We start from the raw sequence: 15477 nt of genomic DNA on the forward strand, positions 1-15477 counted from the left end.
CCCAGACACATCGATCGGTTGGCCCACCACTCAAGCGTCGCTGCGCCCTCGTAACTGTCCATGGCTCAATAGGCGGCCGTGTGACAGCAATGCAGAACCTGAGGTCACAGGATCGTGTTACGAGCTCCTAGTGGTCCGAAGCGGGCCCCGACCGGGTTGGTTCAAGAAGCGTAGGTCGTGGCGAAGCACAGCTTGACCGTGTTCCCTTTTCGCCCGGCGTCCAGGCCGGGCACCTCGCCATCGGCGTGCGCATCGGCACGGACGGCCCGCCCGAAGCCCGGCGACCTCGGCCGAGGAGCTCGCCCCCTCTACTGGGACCTGCACACGCAGCGCGACGAAGTCGAACGCGTCTGCACCGTGTGACGCGTCCTGACGTCCTCGCGCCGGCGGATCAACGCGATGGACGTCCGACCAGGTCACGTGGCACGCTCCACTGCGTGACCGCGATTCGAATCCTGGCCGAGTTCGGTTCCTCCGCAGCCATCGGCCCACTGCACTGCGGGGCGTCTCTCAACGACATCGCGGCGATCCTGGGGCCGCCATGGGACATCGGCCGGGTGAGTAAGCGTCGGCGCTGGCCACATCTGTTCTCCTACGGGGATGCTGAATTCTGCGTCTGTCGATGCCGCCGCGTCACGATGATCAGCGTCCAGACCTGGCGAGACACCGTCGAGCTTCCGGTTCTCGGAACGGAGAAACGCGCGACGTTCACCGGGCCACTCACACACCCAGAAATCACGGCCGAGCTGAACGCGATGGGCTGCCGCTTCAACCCGGTGACACTCCACCAGCCGCCCGGACAGGTGGCGCTGCGGATCGAAGCGACGGGTGTCACCTTCACCTTCCGGACCGAGGCCGGCTCCGAGCCCTTCTTGACGAGTGCCGGCCACTGGAGTGCCACGCACGCGTGCCCACCCCACCTAACCCTCGGTCCAGATGACGACAGCTTCGGCGCGTGATGAACCCCGGCGATCCGGCCCGTCCTCGCGCAACTCCTCGGGATCCTGCGGGGAAACGCAGTGGGACCGCAGCGGTCAGACGACCCGGGCGAAGCAGCCGGCAGCGTGCCAGCGCATGCGGAAACCGTCGACTGTGCAGGCCGGACGGGTGGCGGTAGTCGGCCTTGGGTACGTCGGGCTGCCGACCGCGCTGGCGCTGCACGCCTCGGGCACTAGGGTGACGGGGATGGACGTGAGTCCGGCCCGGCTGGACGCGGTCCGCCGCCGGGCGGTGGACCTCTTGCCCGGGCAGTGCGCGGGACTGGCCGCGGCACTGGACGACGAGGAGTTCCTGCTCACCGACGACGCCGACGCCTTCCGCGACTGCGAGGCGGTCGTCATCTGCGTGCCCACCCCCGTCACCGATGAGGCCGTTCCCGATCTGACTGAACTGCGCGCGGCGTGCGCGGCGGTAGTGGCCCGCGCCCAGGCCGGGCAACTGCTGCTGCTCACCTCGACCAGCTACGTCGGCACCACCCGCGACCTGCTCGTCACCCCGCCCCGGGAACGCGGGCTGCGCCCCGAGCGGGACGTGTTCGTCGCGTTCGCGCCCGAGCGGATCGACCCCGGGAACCCGCTGCACGACCAGGAGCGGACGCCTCGCATGGTCGGCGGCGTCGGCTCGGCCGCCACCGAGCGCGCCGCCGAACTGCTGGCGCGAACCGCACCCGTCGTGCACCGCGTCGACAGCCCCGAGACCGCCGAGAAGGCGAAGCTATGGGAGAACACCTTCCGCGCGGTCAACATCGCCCTGGCCAACGAACTCGCCGACGGCTGCCTGACCTTGGGCCTAAACCCCCGCGCGGTGATCGAGGCGGCGGCGACCAAACCGTACGGATTCATGCCGTTCTATCCAGGGCCGGGAGTAGGCGGCCACTGCATTCCCTGCGACCCGCACTATCTGCGGTGGCAGTTGACCCGAACGGGGGCCGCCACGCCCCTGCTCGACACCGCGATGGCGGCCGTGGCTGCCCGCCCGGACACCGTGGCGAGCCGCGCCCTCGCCCTCCTAGCCGCGAGGAAAGACGCCTCACGGCCGCCACGTGTGCTGCTGCTGGGCGTCAGCTACAAGCCCGGCGTCGCCGATGTCCGCGACAGTCCGGCGTTGCGGATCATCGACGCCCTCTCCGCGAACGGGGCGTCCGTCGCCTACACCGACCCCTACGTACCGACCCTTGCTCGTGGACCTCGCGTCCTGACCGCCGTCGCCGATCCGGCCACCCGCCACTGGGACCTGGTCATCGTCCACACCCGGCATCCCGGCTGGGACGTGTCCTGGGTCCCGGACAGCACCCCGGTACTCGACCCCACTCACAACGCGCCGTAGCCACTTCTGATTCGAGGCTTGCCGGACATCGCCCGAGCACCGACGCGCGGCGGTCCGGCAGATGCCACACCACGACCCGCCGAGGTCCCACCGGGGTGAACAGAGGGTCCCTTCGGTGACAGGGGTCAGGGGGTGACGATGGCGAAGGTCTTGTCGGGGGTGGTGATGTACGAGAAGAGACGGGCGAGGAGGGCCGGGTCGCCGTCGACCGCGACGCCGTCGAGGCCCTTGCCGGCGAGGACACCGAGGAGCTGGGCCTTGGTGAGGGTGAGGGTGAGTCCGGCGGAGGTCTTCGGCGGGGTGTCGGCGAGGGCGGCGCGGTGGGTGAGGGCGCCGTTGTGGAGGGTGGCCCGGTGTCGGGCTCGTTCGGCAACCGGGTCGGTGAGGACGAGGTCAATGGTCAGGTCCTCGTCCCAGGTGCGGGGGCCGTCGACGCGGATGGCGAGGGAGTCCAGGAGCATGGGGACCGTGAGGGCCATGAGCATCTCTGGGTTGGCGAGGTCGACGATGTCTGACTCCGGGCCGCTGCGCAGTTCCTTGGCGGCCATGAGGTAGAAGTTGCGCCAGGTGGCGTTCTCGCCGCCGTGACCTAGCCGGGTGTAGACGTCGGCCAGTGTCTCCTGCGCGTCCCGGTCGCCGGGGTCGGCGAAGACCAGGTGATCGAGGAGGGTCGCGGCGAAGCGGAGGTCCCCGGCGTCCGCATATGCGCGGGCCTTGGCGAGGGCTTCGGCCGGCCCGCCGGCCACGTCCACGTACCGCTGCGCGAGTTCGGCGGGCGGGTGTTCCCACAGATGGGCCGGGTTGCCGTCGTATCAGCCGAGATACCGCTGGTAGATCGCCTTGACGTTGTGCGACAGCGAGCCGTAGTAGCCGCGTGCGTGCCAGGACTTCTCCAGAGCGGGCGGCAGCTGGATGGCCTCGGCGATTTCCGGGCCGGTCAGGCCGTCGTTGAGCATGCGCAGGGTCTGGTCGTGCATGTACGCGTACAGGTCGCGCTGTCCGGAGAGGAAGGCGACCACGTTGTCGTTGCCCCAGGTGGGCCAGTGGTGCGAGGCGAACGCGACGTCGTAGCGTCCGTCGAAGTACTCGATGGCCTCGTCCAGGTAGCGGGCCCAGATCCGGGTGTCGCGGACGACGGCGCCGCGCAGGGTCAGGATGTTGTGCATGTTGTGCGTGGCGTTCTCCGCCAGGCACAGAGCCCGCTTGTCGGGGAAGAGGAAGTTCATCTCGGACGGGGCCTCGGTGCCGGGCGTGAGCTGGAAGACGATCCGCACACCGTCGACCGTTTCCTCCTGCCCCGTCCGGGTGATGTCCACGGTCGGCGGGATGAGCGTGATCGTGCCGTTGGAGGTGGCTTGGCCGAGACCGACGCCGATCTGCCCCTCGGGCGACTTGGGCAGCATGACGCCGTACATGTACCCGGCGCGGCGGCCCATCGCCCCGCCCGCATAGACGTTCTCGCTGACCGCGTGCTCCAGGAAGCCCTCAGGGGCGAGGACCGGGACGCCCTGCTCGGTGCCGTGGGGGAGGACGCCGCGGACACCGCCGAAGTGGTCGCCGTGCGAGCGCGAAGGGGAGGGCTGCGCCCATGGGCTCACTCCGTTCCGCGATGGTCCGGTTCATCTCAGCACCGCTCGCCCGTCTACGCACTTTGTCAGCCTTCTCCTGGGCGCCGAGCCCCGGTTGCGTCCAGCGCTCGGACGAGCGACGGCTGAGCATCGGCCAGGACGAGGCGTCCTCCCGCGTCGGCGAGGACGCGGGCGTGCCGGTCGAGGAGCTTGATCACCGCCGAGGACGGCACGTCGGGCACCGTCCGTACGGTGAGGACGAGGAAAGGTTGGCGTACCCCGGGGAACGGAAGTCGCCGTCGATGTCGGAACGCATGCCGTCAGGGTTCGGCATCGACGGTGCGATCCCAGCGGCCTGCGCGAGCGCGACCAACGCCACCGAGAACGCGCACCGTGCGATCCTCTTGGAGCGGCCGTACGAGCCACTGGAGGTGCACCGTGGGCGACACCGTCGGTCAGATGCTGGCCTCCGCGGTCGGCATCGCCATCAGCCCGCTCCCGCTGATCGCGGTCATCCTGATGCTGGCCACGCCGAAGGGGCGTGCCAACGGCATCGCCTTCACCCCCGGGTGGGTGCTCTCTCTCCGCCCTGGTCACCGTGATCGTGCTGCCCGGCTCGGGCGCCGACGTATCGCAGGGCGCCGGCGGCCCTGCCGCCTGGACCCTCTGGCTCGAGCTCGCCCTCGGCGTGCTGTTCCTCCTCATGGGCGTCAAGCAGTGGAAGGACCGACCCAGGGAAGGCCGCGATACCCAACCGTCCGACTGGATGAAAGCGATCGACCGCTTCACACCCGCCAAGGCCGCCGGCCTCGCCGCCGCGCTCGCCGTCGCCAATCCCAAGAACCTCGTCCTCGCCGTCGGCGGCGCCGTCTCCATCGCCTCCAGCACCGCCACTACGGGCGGCAAGACCATCGCCGCCGCCCTCATGGTCCTCACCGCCTCCCTCTGCACCCTCCTGCCCCTCGCCGTCTACCTCTTCGACGGCACCCGCTCCCCGAAGGTCCTGGGGGAGTGGAAGGCGTGGATGGCGGCCCACAACGCAGCCATCATGACCCCCCTGTTCCTCGTCCTCGGCGCCAAATATGTAGGCGACACAGTCAGTGGCCTGACCACGTGAGGGAGCACGCCGGGTGGCCTCAGGCGAACCCCAGCTCGCGGAAGGCGTCAGCGGCGGCCACGGGTGCAGTAGAGACTGCTGGTCAGCAGCACTGCCCAGCTGCCCGGGCGGGGGAGCCGTCGGCGGCCTCACCGAGGCGGCGACCCGGCTGTGGTACAGGACGTGATCGGTCGGGCGGGCTTCAGAGCCATCGCTGTGCCGCCTCGACGCTGTCCCCGCCGCTGGTGTTGAACGCAATGGCGGCCTGGGGCGCATGGCGGCGGATCAGGTTCACGATCTGCTCGAAGAGAGGAAGCAACTGCTCGGTCTTGCGGATCCCCCCACCGACGACCACGACATCCCATGGTTGCTTGGCCAGCGACTCGACGAGGGTGGACTCCGCCGATCCATCGAACACGACGAGCGTCATGGCCGCGTCGATTCCGTGCTCGCCGAACCGGACCAACTCCGCATCGAGAGCGGTGCGAAGAGCTTCACCATCTACGCCGGGTATCGCTTGCGGGGCGTAACCAACAACAAGTGCAGAAGACATACAGGCAACCTACCGGGCCCACCCGAACACAATCCACCGGACAGACCTGATGAACCGAGTGAGGCATTCGTCCGTAGCGGGCGGCGACTTTTTCGAGGATCTCGTCGGCTGTCTTCGGCCAGACGGACGGTATGGGTCCTCTGCTGGTCGGGGCGTTCGGATCGTGTGCAGGATTCCGCCTCGTGGCCCATAGCAGTGGTTTCCACGGGACGTGTACGCCTGTCCGCCACGTCGTCGCCGTCTGGGGTGAGGCCGGCCGATTCCGGTCTGCGGACCCGCGACCGCAGCATCTGCCAGGTCCCGTCCGTTGACCAGCGACGATGTCGTTTGTAGTCCGTTTTCACGGCGAACCGCTCCGGCAGATTGCTTCTCATGTCCACCGGTCCGCACCTGGTGGAGAACCCCGTTGATCACCCGACGGTGATCGTTCCACCGTCCACCACACGCACTGCGTGCTCGCCGCGTTGTTCACCACCGACAGCGGCAGCCTCACCTCCGCGGAACTCGTGCGATGCCTGCAGGTCAGTCCCGCCTCCGTCTCCAAGGCCATCGGCTATCTGGAGAATCAGGCACTCATCAAGCGCGAGCGCGACCTTCGCAGCCGTGCCGAGCGCTACGTCATCGACGACGACGCGGTGTTCACCTCCATCATGGCCGGCGCGCGCAACCAGACTCGGATCGCCGAAGCCTGCGCGGCCGGAGCCCGGAAGCTCGGCGTCACCACCCCCGCCGGTGCCCGACTGGAAAATACGAGCCAGTTCCTCCGCCACGTCATCGACGACCTGGTCCGCTCGGCCGAACGCTGGCACAAGGTCTACTCCACCAGCCTTCCTCAAGCCCCCGAAACCCACTGAGCAGGCCGCGTCGGCCGACGGTCTCGACGCATCGCCTCCGCCAGGACAACCACCATCACGCCTGACGGCCCCTGTCTCTTGTCGTCCTGGCCGGGTGGCGTGTAGCGCTGTGTGATGGTTGGGGGTCAATGCCGCCCGAGGAACCCTGTGCGGGCCTTCAGCTCCAACGCAAACCCGACATCGACGCCGCCACGAGGCACACGCATATCGGGCCCGTCTGCCGGGACATACGCGGGGCGGTCGAAGTGCAGTGCGTCCTCGCACCGCCCCTGGCGAGGCGATGGAGACGGTCGGCAAGAAGGCGTTCGTGATTCTGGGCGGCACCCTGCTGCCGATTGACCGGATCGCCGTCGACACCCCGTACCACTCGGGGAAGCCCCAACGCCACGGCATGAATGCGCAGGTCCTCGCAGCTCCGTTCGGCCGACTGTTTTGGGCCTCGGCCGCTCTGCCAGGAAACGTTGTGGGCGATGGTCGCCGGCGCGTACCCGGCCCGAAGCGTCGGCTTGCCCGTCTCCGGGTTCACCGTCCCGGCCCGGTGGCCATCTGCCCGGCGCTGGCGCTGTGGGTTGCGAGCCGAACGAAGCCAGCCCACCAACGCAGCGGTCTCCGCCTCGGTGGCCTGCTCCCAGCCCACATCCAGTGTCCAGAGCACTCGGTACCAGCGCAGCAGGTCAAAGCCGTAGCTAGACATGTCAGCGGGCTGACATCGCCCAGCACCCGGCCCCGAAGGTAACTGCTGACCGGCTCGATCTTCCAGCCGGCAGCATCTACCACCCGCCACGGCAACGAAGGCGACTCGCCGTCCACCACCGCCCCCATCCGGGGCAGCTGTACCCGGCCGTCAATCAGATCTCGATGAATCGAAGAAGCTTCATGCACCCCCGCATGCTCGTGAACAAGGTCACGGAGTCGTGCCGTGGCCTGAGCTGGTGCAGTCAACTGACCGCCCGTTGCATACCGGCTGGAAGGCGGCCCGGTGGGCCGTTGAGAACCGCTACGCCCTCGGCGAAGCAGGGACACGCAGGCTCACTGTTCGGGTTGAGTGGGCTGATGAAGATCTTGGTCTTGGGCGGAACAGCGTGGGTGGGCCGCGAAGTCTCGCGGCAGGCACTGGAACGTGGGCACCGGGTGACCTGCCTGGCCCGCGGGGAGAGCGGCGAGGCGGCTGAGGGCGCGGTGTTGGTCGCTGCGGACAGGCGTGACCCGTCGGCGTACGAGAGCCTGGCGGGCCGGGATTGGGACGCTGTGGTCGAGGTGTCGTGGCAGCCGGGCTTCGTCCGCGGGGCGCTGGCGGCGCTTGGCGAGCGGGCGGGCCACTGGTCGTACGTGTCGTCGGTCAGCGCGTATGCCTCGCATGCGCAGCCGAACGCGGACGAGTCGGCCGAGCTGCTCCCGGCGACCGAGCGGGACGAGGTCGGGCACGACGAGTTCGGGGAGGCCAAGGTGGCCTGCGAGGAGGCCGCGGCGTCCGCAGTGGGGGACCGGCTCCTCATCGCGCGGGCGGGACTGATCGGCGGCCCCGGTGACCACAGCGGCCGCTCCGGGTACTGGGTCTGCCGCGCTGCCCGCGAGCCGCTGGCCCCGCTGCTGGTACCGGCTTCTCCGGGCCTCCCCACGCAGGTGGTGGACGCGCGAGACCTCGCGGCATGGCTGCTCGACTGCGCGGAGACGGGGACGACCGGCACGTACAACGCGGTCGGCCCAATCGTGCCCTTCGGGGAGTGGGTCGCGCTGTCGCGGGAGGTTGGCGGGCACACCGGGCCGGTGGTGGAGGCAGACGACGATTGGCTGCTTGGGCAGAAGGTGGTCCAGGCCATGGGCCCGGAGTCGCTCGCGCTGTGGGTGGCCGACCCGGACTGGGCCGGCTTCGGGGCCCGCAACGGCGCTGCGGCGAGCGCAGTCGGCCTGCGGCACCGGCCTCGGGCGGAGCTGCTGGAGGAGACCTTGCGCTGGGAGCGGGCGGAGGGCCTGGACCGGCCGCGTCGGGCCGGCCTGAGTACCGAGCGCGAGCGCGAACTCCTGGATGCACTGGGGTAAGGAGGCGCAGGGGTCTCGCGAAACGGGCAGGGGGTGACCAAGACCGAGCGCCGCGCCATATGCAGGCGCGGCATTCAAGGCCTGGTAGGCGGATGGAGTACTGGGGGCGAGAACGGCCAGATGAGGCGAGCACGATCGGGCCGCCGAACTGCTGGTGCGCGGCCTAGGTCTGCACGACTCAGCGCTGCGGCCTGCCTGACCGGGGCCGGTGTTTCTTCGCCCCGCTCGACCGCCCTCCTCGGCGACCTCCAGCCCGGCCAGGGCAGCGTGGTCGGCCCCCTGTCCGCCCAGCGTTCCTATGTCACCGCCAAGTCGCTGTTCACCCAGCTCGATATCCCCCGCCCCATCGCCCAGCTCGACCTGTCCCTGGGCGTGGTCACCGAGATGGCCGGGAAGCTGGAGACCGCCGCCCGCCAGTACGAGCACCTCGCGGTCGACGACAGGCTCTCCCGCCGCGACCGGGTCCGGTCCCGGCCGTGGGTGAGGACCACCGCGCTGAGCAAGGACGACGCTCCGAAGCGGGGGCCGCCTGATGACACCGAGAGACGAGCGCCCCCACCCCTAGCTCATGCGGGTACCCCAGGCGGCAGACGGTGTCTGGCTGTCGCAGCCCGAGGTTGCCCGCCAACTGGGCATCGCTCTCTTTCGCATCGGCGCACGCATCGCCTGCGGCCACCTGGCGCCCGCGGAGAACTCGGCCGGGAGGGCGGGCGTCACGATTGCCAGCATGCAGGCAGAGAAGACCTGGCGCGACAGCGCCACCTACCACGCAAAGGCCCTTCGTCTGCTCAAGGACACGATCGGCTTCTTCCAACTACCCAGTCCACAGATCTTGACGATTACTCGGCGCCGGGGCCCGGAGCGGGAGCGGATCGGCGGGATGCCGCGCATCAGCGGGGTCAGGGCCTGATTGTCCTGGGGGTTGGCGTCGGAGATGCCCACCGAGATCGGCAGTCCGTTGCGATCGGAGATGACGTGGATTCTCGACCCGAGCTTGCCGCGATCGGTCGAATTCGGTCCGGTCAGGGGACCCTTCGACCGCCCGGACACTGGTGGAGTCGATCGCGCAGCGCGATCAATCCAGCTTGCCGCTCCTGCCGAGCCGGGCCAGCAGCACGCGGTGCAGTTTGGCCCACACCCGGGCCGTGGACCAGTCGGTGAAGCGGCGGTGGACCGTCTGCCAGGAGACGCCGAAGACCGGCGGCAGTTGCCGCCAGGCGCAGCCCGAAATGGCGACGAAGATGATCGTGGCCAATACTGAGCGGTCATCGCACCGCCGCCCGCCTCCGCCTTGGGAGCGTACCGGCGGCTCCGACGCCACTGTCTGGAAGATCTCCCACAGACTGTCCGCGCTGAAGCCCATGATCATGGGTCACCAAACGAGACACGACCCCCACCGCGGTCGACACTTCAAGCCCCAGCACCTCCACGCAGACAAGGCATACGATGTCCCTCACCTGCGGAATGGCTCCGGGGCAAGTACATCGGCGTCCGCATCGCCCGCAAGGGAGTCGAGCCCAGCGACGGTTGGGCCGCCGCAGATGGGTGATCGAACGGACCGTGTCCTGGCTGACCGGCTACCGCTGAGTCAACCACCGATCCGAACGCCACCCCCGCAACTACCTGGCCTTCCTCGGCCTCGCAGCCGCCTCTGCTGCTACGCATGACTCATCCGCCTCACCACATAGGACACGGTCTTACCTGCGGACTACCCGCTCAACGTGGCGAAGGCCGTGTCCGCCTTCCTCGGCGTCCCGCCTTTGCGGGGCAGTTGCCGACCGTGGTCCCGAGGTTCCGTTCGGATGTCTCGGTCGGCAGGCGTCGACGTGGCGCCTCGGAATGCACGCCTGGCCGTGACGGCATGACGACCTCAATCGATCAGATCGCCACCCTGCGACGTTCGGTTCGACCCGGGCCGTGCTGGCCGTCGGTCGCAACGTCGCGGACCTCACCGAGGCAGGCGTGTTGTCACCTGGGCAGGCGTGTTGTCACCAGGGCAGGCGGACGGACCGGAGCACGCCGAGCTAGACGCTCTTGTTGTCGGTGGCACTGTTCCCTTCAAGGCCCCGCAGTCGTGACATGACCCCTCCCAAGGTTCTCTGTACCCATACTTCGCTGATGAACAAGAGCCGCTCCTCGCCTGCATACACGCTGACGTAGGCATCGTTGAGCCAGGGCGTAGCCGCGAACTGGGTGAGCTGCGCACTCAGTGCGCCCTGGTCAACGAACTGTTCGAGGACCGGATGGAAGCCGGCATAGGGAGGGATCTCCCACGGTTCGGAGGCGTGCGCGTATGCACCGCTGCGATATGCATCCGATCCCACGAACTCCTCGTACGCCCAGTCATCGACGGCGTAGCGGGCCGGCGCGGTGCAGTGCGCGGGAGAACACCACGCCGGGTGGTCCATGGCGGGGCCAGTGAAGACTTCCGACTGCTCATGCATGTACCTATTCTCCGCGAACCCCGCGCCCGTGCAGAGCCCACCGCTGAACTCCAACGCCCCCTCCGCGGCGGGGGCACCGAGGTACCCCGTCCGGCTGGTGAATCGAGGAACAGCGGGTCGGCCTAGTGGAAGCGCCACTCGGCGAAGGCCTGTTTGGCATCGGCCGCGGTGCGGGTGGCCGCCCAGGCCGTCGCCGACGCCCCCGGTGGTGTCGGAGGCCAGGTGTACGACGCGTGGGCGAGCGAGGCAAGCCGTTCACGGTCGAGGGCGCGGGAGGGGTGGGGTCGACGTGACGGACCAGCCACGTCAGCAGGGCGTCCAGATCCGCGGCGGCCGCCAGGACCCGTTCGACAGCTTCGGCGGTGTGCACTCACTCCTCGCAGCCGAGCCAACGGGCGGCCGTCAGGGAACGGTGCCGCGGCAGGCGGGCACGGGGGTGGTCCGCCGGAATGCCGTGCGGGAGCCGTTTCATCACGTCCTGCGACTTCCACCGGGTTCGACGGGCGTCAAGCACCTGTATGGATGTATCCCGCCCACAGGAGAGGCAGATGGGGAAGTCTGCGGCGGAGAAGGCGGACGGATTGGTGCAGAGCAACGGCTGCGCGATCCGTATCCAGTCGGCCGGCCGTGGTGAGGCACCGGTAGAACGAGTCGGCCACTTCGACGGCCATGCGGTCTTGAATCGGCCACAGAGTGCCGATCACCTGCCGGAAGCCGAGCAGTTGGAACGCGGTCGTCAGTTGGATGGACTCGTTGACCAACTTCGCAGAGCCGGTGAGCGCGGTGACGCACGCCGAGAGATACGCGAGGTCGGCGTGGCCGAGGCGGGCCGAGGCAAGACTGGCGACGCTCAGGGGGTCCCGTGCGAAGTCCTCCAGGAAAAGCTGGCTGAGGGACGGATCGTCGGCATGGACCCCGCCATGGCAGGCGAAGTGGGCGATCGAGGCATCGACCAACTCCTCGAGGACCCGGGCCTTCGTCGGCAGGTGCGCGGGGGCGTTGGCCGGGTCGAGCAGTGCCTCCGCGTGCTCGTGCAGCGAGGTACTTCCGGTCAGGACGACGGGCCGCGGTGTCCGCGCCCTGACCGCTGCGGACTCGGCCTGCGCATGCGGCAGCTCGGGCAGTGCCATGGTGAAGGGCATGGTGACGATGAGTGCCTTGCCCGCCTCGTTGAGTGGAGCAGGCCGGCTGCGGGCATGGCGCAGAGCCCGCAGGGTGGGAACGTAGGAGGAGACGACCCTTTCCAGTGCGCTGCGGTGCTCACCTTCGGCAGGGGCATATCCGGCGGCATGGAGCGGCAGCAGGCCGAGGATTCCGCCGGGTGCCCACCACACCTGGGGCCAATCCTCCCCGGGCGCGGGCGGGCCCGCGAGACCGAGCGCGTCGAGGATGGGGCCGACGGCCGTGTCCCAGAGCCGCCGCAGGACTGCGGAGAGCGTGTCCTGGGCGGCGCGACGCTCCCGACGGTCCGCGTATTCGGCAGTGGTGCGCGGCAGCGCCTCGTGGAACATGTCGACCATGTCGAGCACCACGTCGTGAGTGAGTGCCGGGAGTGGCAGGTGGGTGACCTTCTCCCGGGTGACGAGCAGTGCGTCGCAGCGGTGGCTGCTGACGTTCACGAACACGATGGGGCCTTGGCCGGCCTCGGAGCGGAGTTCGTCCGCCGACTCCGGTGGCTGGAGGAAGGACGAGAAACCCTCAAGCGTGCGGATGGCGTGCAGGGTGGCTGCGAACTCAGCGGAGAGCAAGTGGCGGTCGTCGGCTGTGTCGGATCTGATGCCTGGCAGGGCGGACATCGTGGCTTGGCTCAGGCGTTCGCTCAAGTCGGCGAGTGTGTGCGCCAATTCCGGATGCGTGGCGCGTAGGAGAAGGAGGTCGCTTCGAGTGTTGAGTGCGTGGCCGAGAATGACGGCCCGTCCCGTCTCGACGAGGCGCAGGGCCTTGACGGCATAGTCTTGCGCTCCCGCTTCGCCGTCAGACGTGGCCTCGCCGGCAGTGAGGGCGAGAGCGACGGCGTCGTCGGTGAGCCGGGAGAAGTTGCCCAGTTGATCCTGTTGGTCGGATCGGTGCAGGCTCTGGGAGGCCAATTCGGGCAGCAGGCCGACCCCGCCCGCCAGGAGCTCCGCGGCGAGGGCCGGGTCGTGCTCGGCGGCCAGTCGAGCCGCCTCTTGGGCGGCCTGGATCCGCCACCAGGCTGCGGCTGATGGTGCGTGCGCCGCTCGGGTCAGCACGGACACGGCCTCGCGCCGGTCGGCGTCACTGCCCGTCATGGAATGCCGGGCCGTCAGTGCTCGGCCAAGGTTGCCCAGGAGGACAGCGCCCTCGGGCTGCTCGACCGGCGTCACGGTCGCAGCCCGGTGCAGGTCGGTGATGGCCTGGTCGAGATCTGCTTCCGCCCCGGTCAGTTCATGACGGAGGAGCAGAGCCGTGCCACGGTTGGCTTCGTGGAGCCCTTTGTCGCGGCGGTGGGCCGGCGGGGTGAGCCGCAGAGCGGCACCATACGTGGCGATGGCTTCGTCTATGTCGCCCAGAGTCTTCGTGCGTTGGAACCGGCGGCAGAGTGCGATTCCGAGGTTGCCATGGAATCGTGGACGGTTGGCATGCCTCTCCGGCAGGTTGTGGAGTGCCTGGCCAAGTGCGACGATCGCCTCATCCAGGACGGCGGGGTCCTGAGTACGCAGGTGCCGATGCAGAAGACATAGGCCCAGGCTGGACCTGTACGTCGCCGCTTCACCGCTCCCGTCCACCGCGGCCTCGGCTGCGTCGCGGAGGAGTTCGATTGCCTCGTCGAGAGCCGAGCCGTCGCCGGTGCGTTCAAAGCGGTGACGGAGAGCCTGCCCCAGGGAGGCCACGTGGACCGGCAACGGCGAGGGCTGGGCGAGGACACAGTGGCGAAACGCGGTGATCGCCGCGTTGAGATCGTCGAGATCACCGGCCAGTTCGTAACGTGCGCGCAGGGAGGTCCCATGGATGTGCATGTCAGCCGGGCGAGCGGTTTCTCCGACCGGCGACCCGGCGGTCAAGAACGTGGTGAGCCCCACCGCTTCCTCGACGTCATCGGGGTCTCCGTTATTGTTGAAGCGGGTGATGAGGGTGAGAGCGAGGGTGGCCGCCACGAGCCTCTCGGGGTCCGGGTCCAAACCTCTTCTGGCGGCGGCGATGGCCTCCTCCAGATCTCGTGTGGCACCGGTCAGTTCGTGACGGATGACGAGACAGCGACACAGCGCGTAGACCCGGACCGATGTCTCCTTCAGGCCAGTTGGTGTGGCCTCCATCGCCGCCCGCAGAAGTGTCACGGCGCTGTCCAGGCGGCCGTCGTGGGCCCGTAGCCGCTCGGCGTGTTCCAGGAGGCGCAGCCCGACTTGAAACAGGACCTCAGGTTCAGAGAGCTCGGCCGGCCCGGAGTCGACGGCCTCTTCCAACCTGGCGGTGGCGTCGGCCAAGTCCTTGTCCACGCCGTATACGTTGTAGCGGGTGAGGAGAGCACCGGCGAAGCCGTACAGGTTGCCCACCCCGTACGGGTTGTCGGGGTTGATACCGCCACTCGCCACAGCGGCGGCGTGTGCCTCGGTGAACTGCTGGATGCCGGCATCCAGCATGGCCGGGTCGCGCTCCAACTCGAAGGCGCGTAACAGCGCCGTCCCAAGGAGGCTGCGGTAAACCTGCAAGCCCTTGTGGTAGCTCTCCGGCACGGCCGCGACGATGCGGCGCCAGAGCCTGACGACTTCGGCGATCAATCCCGGGTTCGGAAAGTCGAGTGCTTGATTCAGCAAATCGTTCGCCGCGTACGTGGACGCCACGGCTATGTCCGGCAGCAGCTCCGGAATCGGCTCGATCCCCAGCAGAAAGCACGGCACGAGGAGTTCGACGCACCGGCGCAGATCCTCTGCGCCATCGGTCTCCGGTAACGCCAAGTGCCGGAACCAGTGCAGATAGCCGAGGGAAATGTACGCGTCCATCGGGGCACTGGGACCGAGGATCCGAGACAGGCGATGCGCTTCCTCCACGGCCTGGGGTTCTGCGGCTGCCGCAGGACTGTGCTCACGTGAGATCCGGGCCAGCCTCAGCTGCACCGCGCGCAGCGCATCCTCATCCGACACCTGCGAGACCCCCCAGAGCCGACCTCTGCCGCGACGCTGGACAGTCCCACGCCACGCACATCATGCTCTCCGACGACCAGGTGCAACGCCACCTATCCTAGAGACAGTTGCCGAAATAGGCATGAAGAGCAGGGGAGCGTGAGGGCTCGCCGATAGGTTGGGGGCGGGGATGGCCGAAGAGGACGCACACCGGCAGCGTGCCCGCGCGAGGGAGATTGCCGACGGCATAGCCACTGTCTGCGGTGACCTGGACGAACTCCGACGCTTTCTCGACGAAATGGGGGCCGCGTCCGTCCTGCAGCGGTTGCTCACCCAGCTGGACGCCGGTGAGGACGTGACGGAATCCCTGGACGCCGTGCACGATGCACTCCTCGCGCATGGCGACGCCGTAGGCATCTACGGCTCCGGCAGCCGAGGCATCGGACCGCGCCCCCAGGACCTGGCGGCCCCACGCCCCGCCGAGGCCGTCTTCCTCTGCCCCCAGCGGCGTTGTTCCC

At 68.8% G+C, this 15477-nt stretch carries 11 protein-coding genes and 5 pseudogenes; 9 read left to right on the plus strand and 7 right to left on the minus strand.

The window, feature by feature from the left end:
- Positions 1-437: 437 nt before the first annotated feature.
- Complete coding sequence (locus ACFUJY_RS22225) at positions 438-959, plus strand: hypothetical protein (RefSeq protein ID WP_383302282.1); 522 nt, start codon at positions 438-440, stop codon at positions 957-959.
- A gap of 115 nt (positions 960-1074) precedes the next feature.
- Positions 1075-2325, plus strand: coding sequence for a nucleotide sugar dehydrogenase (locus ACFUJY_RS22230; protein WP_383302284.1), 1251 nt, complete (start codon positions 1075-1077; stop codon positions 2323-2325).
- A 125-nt stretch (positions 2326-2450) separates the two neighbouring features.
- On the opposite strand, the pseudogene ACFUJY_RS22235 reads toward ACFUJY_RS22230, so the two are convergent.
- Both ACFUJY_RS22235 and ACFUJY_RS22240 read right to left on the minus strand, forming a co-directional pair.
- A pseudogene (locus ACFUJY_RS22235) lies at positions 2451-3896 on the minus strand (alkyl/aryl-sulfatase); the annotation flags it as partial.
- A gap of 83 nt (positions 3897-3979) precedes the next feature.
- The gene (locus ACFUJY_RS22240) at positions 3980-4135 is read right to left on the minus strand and encodes a hypothetical protein (protein ID WP_383302286.1); all 156 of its coding nucleotides are present in this window, start codon (positions 4133-4135) and stop codon (positions 3980-3982) included.
- A gap of 356 nt (positions 4136-4491) precedes the next feature.
- Between ACFUJY_RS22240 and ACFUJY_RS22245 the strand changes: the two genes are divergently transcribed.
- A complete protein-coding gene (locus ACFUJY_RS22245) occupies positions 4492-5010 on the plus strand; it encodes a GAP family protein (protein WP_383302289.1) in 519 nt (172 codons plus the stop codon).
- 181 nt (positions 5011-5191) lie between these two features.
- Here ACFUJY_RS22245 and ACFUJY_RS22250 read toward each other — a convergent pair whose 3' ends face one another.
- Positions 5192-5542, minus strand: coding sequence for a hypothetical protein (locus ACFUJY_RS22250; protein ID WP_383302291.1), 351 nt, complete (start codon positions 5540-5542; stop codon positions 5192-5194).
- Between the two features lie 452 nt (positions 5543-5994).
- Between ACFUJY_RS22250 and ACFUJY_RS22255 the strand changes: the two genes are divergently transcribed.
- The 5 genes and pseudogenes from ACFUJY_RS22255 (at position 5995) to ACFUJY_RS22275 (ending at position 9346) form a co-directional block, all read left to right on the plus strand.
- Positions 5995-6396, plus strand: coding sequence for a GbsR/MarR family transcriptional regulator (locus tag ACFUJY_RS22255; RefSeq protein ID WP_383302294.1), 402 nt, complete (start codon positions 5995-5997; stop codon positions 6394-6396).
- A 251-nt stretch (positions 6397-6647) separates the two neighbouring features.
- Positions 6648-6859, plus strand: a pseudogene (locus ACFUJY_RS22260) (IS5/IS1182 family transposase); the annotation flags it as partial.
- 590 nt (positions 6860-7449) lie between these two features.
- Complete coding sequence (locus ACFUJY_RS22265) at positions 7450-8436, plus strand: NAD-dependent epimerase/dehydratase family protein (protein WP_383302297.1); 987 nt, start codon at positions 7450-7452, stop codon at positions 8434-8436.
- Between the two features lie 222 nt (positions 8437-8658).
- Positions 8659-8943, plus strand: a pseudogene (locus ACFUJY_RS22270) (hypothetical protein); the annotation flags it as partial.
- 61 nt (positions 8944-9004) lie between these two features.
- Complete coding sequence (locus ACFUJY_RS22275) at positions 9005-9346, plus strand: DNA-binding protein (protein WP_383302742.1); 342 nt, start codon at positions 9005-9007, stop codon at positions 9344-9346.
- Here ACFUJY_RS22275 and ACFUJY_RS22280 read toward each other — a convergent pair.
- Positions 9259-9805, minus strand: a pseudogene (locus tag ACFUJY_RS22280) (IS5 family transposase); the annotation flags it as partial. The gene ACFUJY_RS22275 and the pseudogene ACFUJY_RS22280 overlap by 88 nt on opposite strands.
- On the opposite strand from ACFUJY_RS22280, the pseudogene ACFUJY_RS22285 reads away from it, so the two are divergent.
- Positions 9783-10103, plus strand: a pseudogene (locus tag ACFUJY_RS22285) (transposase); the annotation flags it as partial. The pseudogenes ACFUJY_RS22280 and ACFUJY_RS22285 sit on opposite strands and share 23 nt — an antisense overlap.
- Positions 10104-10460: 357 nt before the next feature.
- On the opposite strand, the gene ACFUJY_RS22290 reads toward ACFUJY_RS22285, so the two are convergent.
- The 3 genes from ACFUJY_RS22290 to ACFUJY_RS22300 form a co-directional block, all read right to left on the minus strand.
- On the minus strand, positions 10461-10880 hold the full coding sequence (locus ACFUJY_RS22290) for a hypothetical protein (protein ID WP_383302299.1): 420 nt from the start codon (positions 10878-10880) through the stop codon (positions 10461-10463).
- Positions 10881-11386: 506 nt separating this feature from the next.
- Positions 11387-14839 carry a CHAT domain-containing protein gene (locus ACFUJY_RS22295; protein WP_383302302.1) on the minus strand — a complete coding sequence of 1151 codons (3453 nt, stop codon included), beginning with the start codon at positions 14837-14839 and terminating at the stop codon, positions 11387-11389.
- Between the two features lie 238 nt (positions 14840-15077).
- A complete protein-coding gene (locus ACFUJY_RS22300) occupies positions 15078-15359 on the minus strand; it encodes a hypothetical protein (protein WP_383302304.1) in 282 nt (93 codons plus the stop codon).
- Between the last annotated feature and the right edge of the window lie 118 nt (positions 15360-15477).

Source organism: Streptomyces sp. NPDC057249, from assembly GCF_042669245.1.
Taxonomy (GTDB): domain Bacteria; phylum Actinomycetota; class Actinomycetes; order Streptomycetales; family Streptomycetaceae; genus Streptomyces.

Coding starts and splice junctions, on each gene's coding strand:
- ACFUJY_RS22230 (WP_383302284.1), top strand. CDS start 1,075: ATGCGGAAACCGTCGACTGTGCAGGCCGGACGGGTGGCGGTAGTCGGC.
- ACFUJY_RS22250 (WP_383302291.1), bottom strand. CDS start 5,542: ATGTCTTCTGCACTTGTTGTTGGTTACGCCCCGCAAGCGATACCCGGC.
- ACFUJY_RS22265 (WP_383302297.1), top strand. CDS start 7,450: ATGAAGATCTTGGTCTTGGGCGGAACAGCGTGGGTGGGCCGCGAAGTC.
- ACFUJY_RS22275 (WP_383302742.1), top strand. CDS start 9,005: ATGCGGGTACCCCAGGCGGCAGACGGTGTCTGGCTGTCGCAGCCCGAG.
- ACFUJY_RS22290 (WP_383302299.1), bottom strand. CDS start 10,880: ATGCATGAGCAGTCGGAAGTCTTCACTGGCCCCGCCATGGACCACCCG.
- ACFUJY_RS22295 (WP_383302302.1), bottom strand. CDS start 14,839: ATGGACGCGTACATTTCCCTCGGCTATCTGCACTGGTTCCGGCACTTG.
- ACFUJY_RS22300 (WP_383302304.1), bottom strand. CDS start 15,359: ATGCGCGAGGAGTGCATCGTGCACGGCGTCCAGGGATTCCGTCACGTC.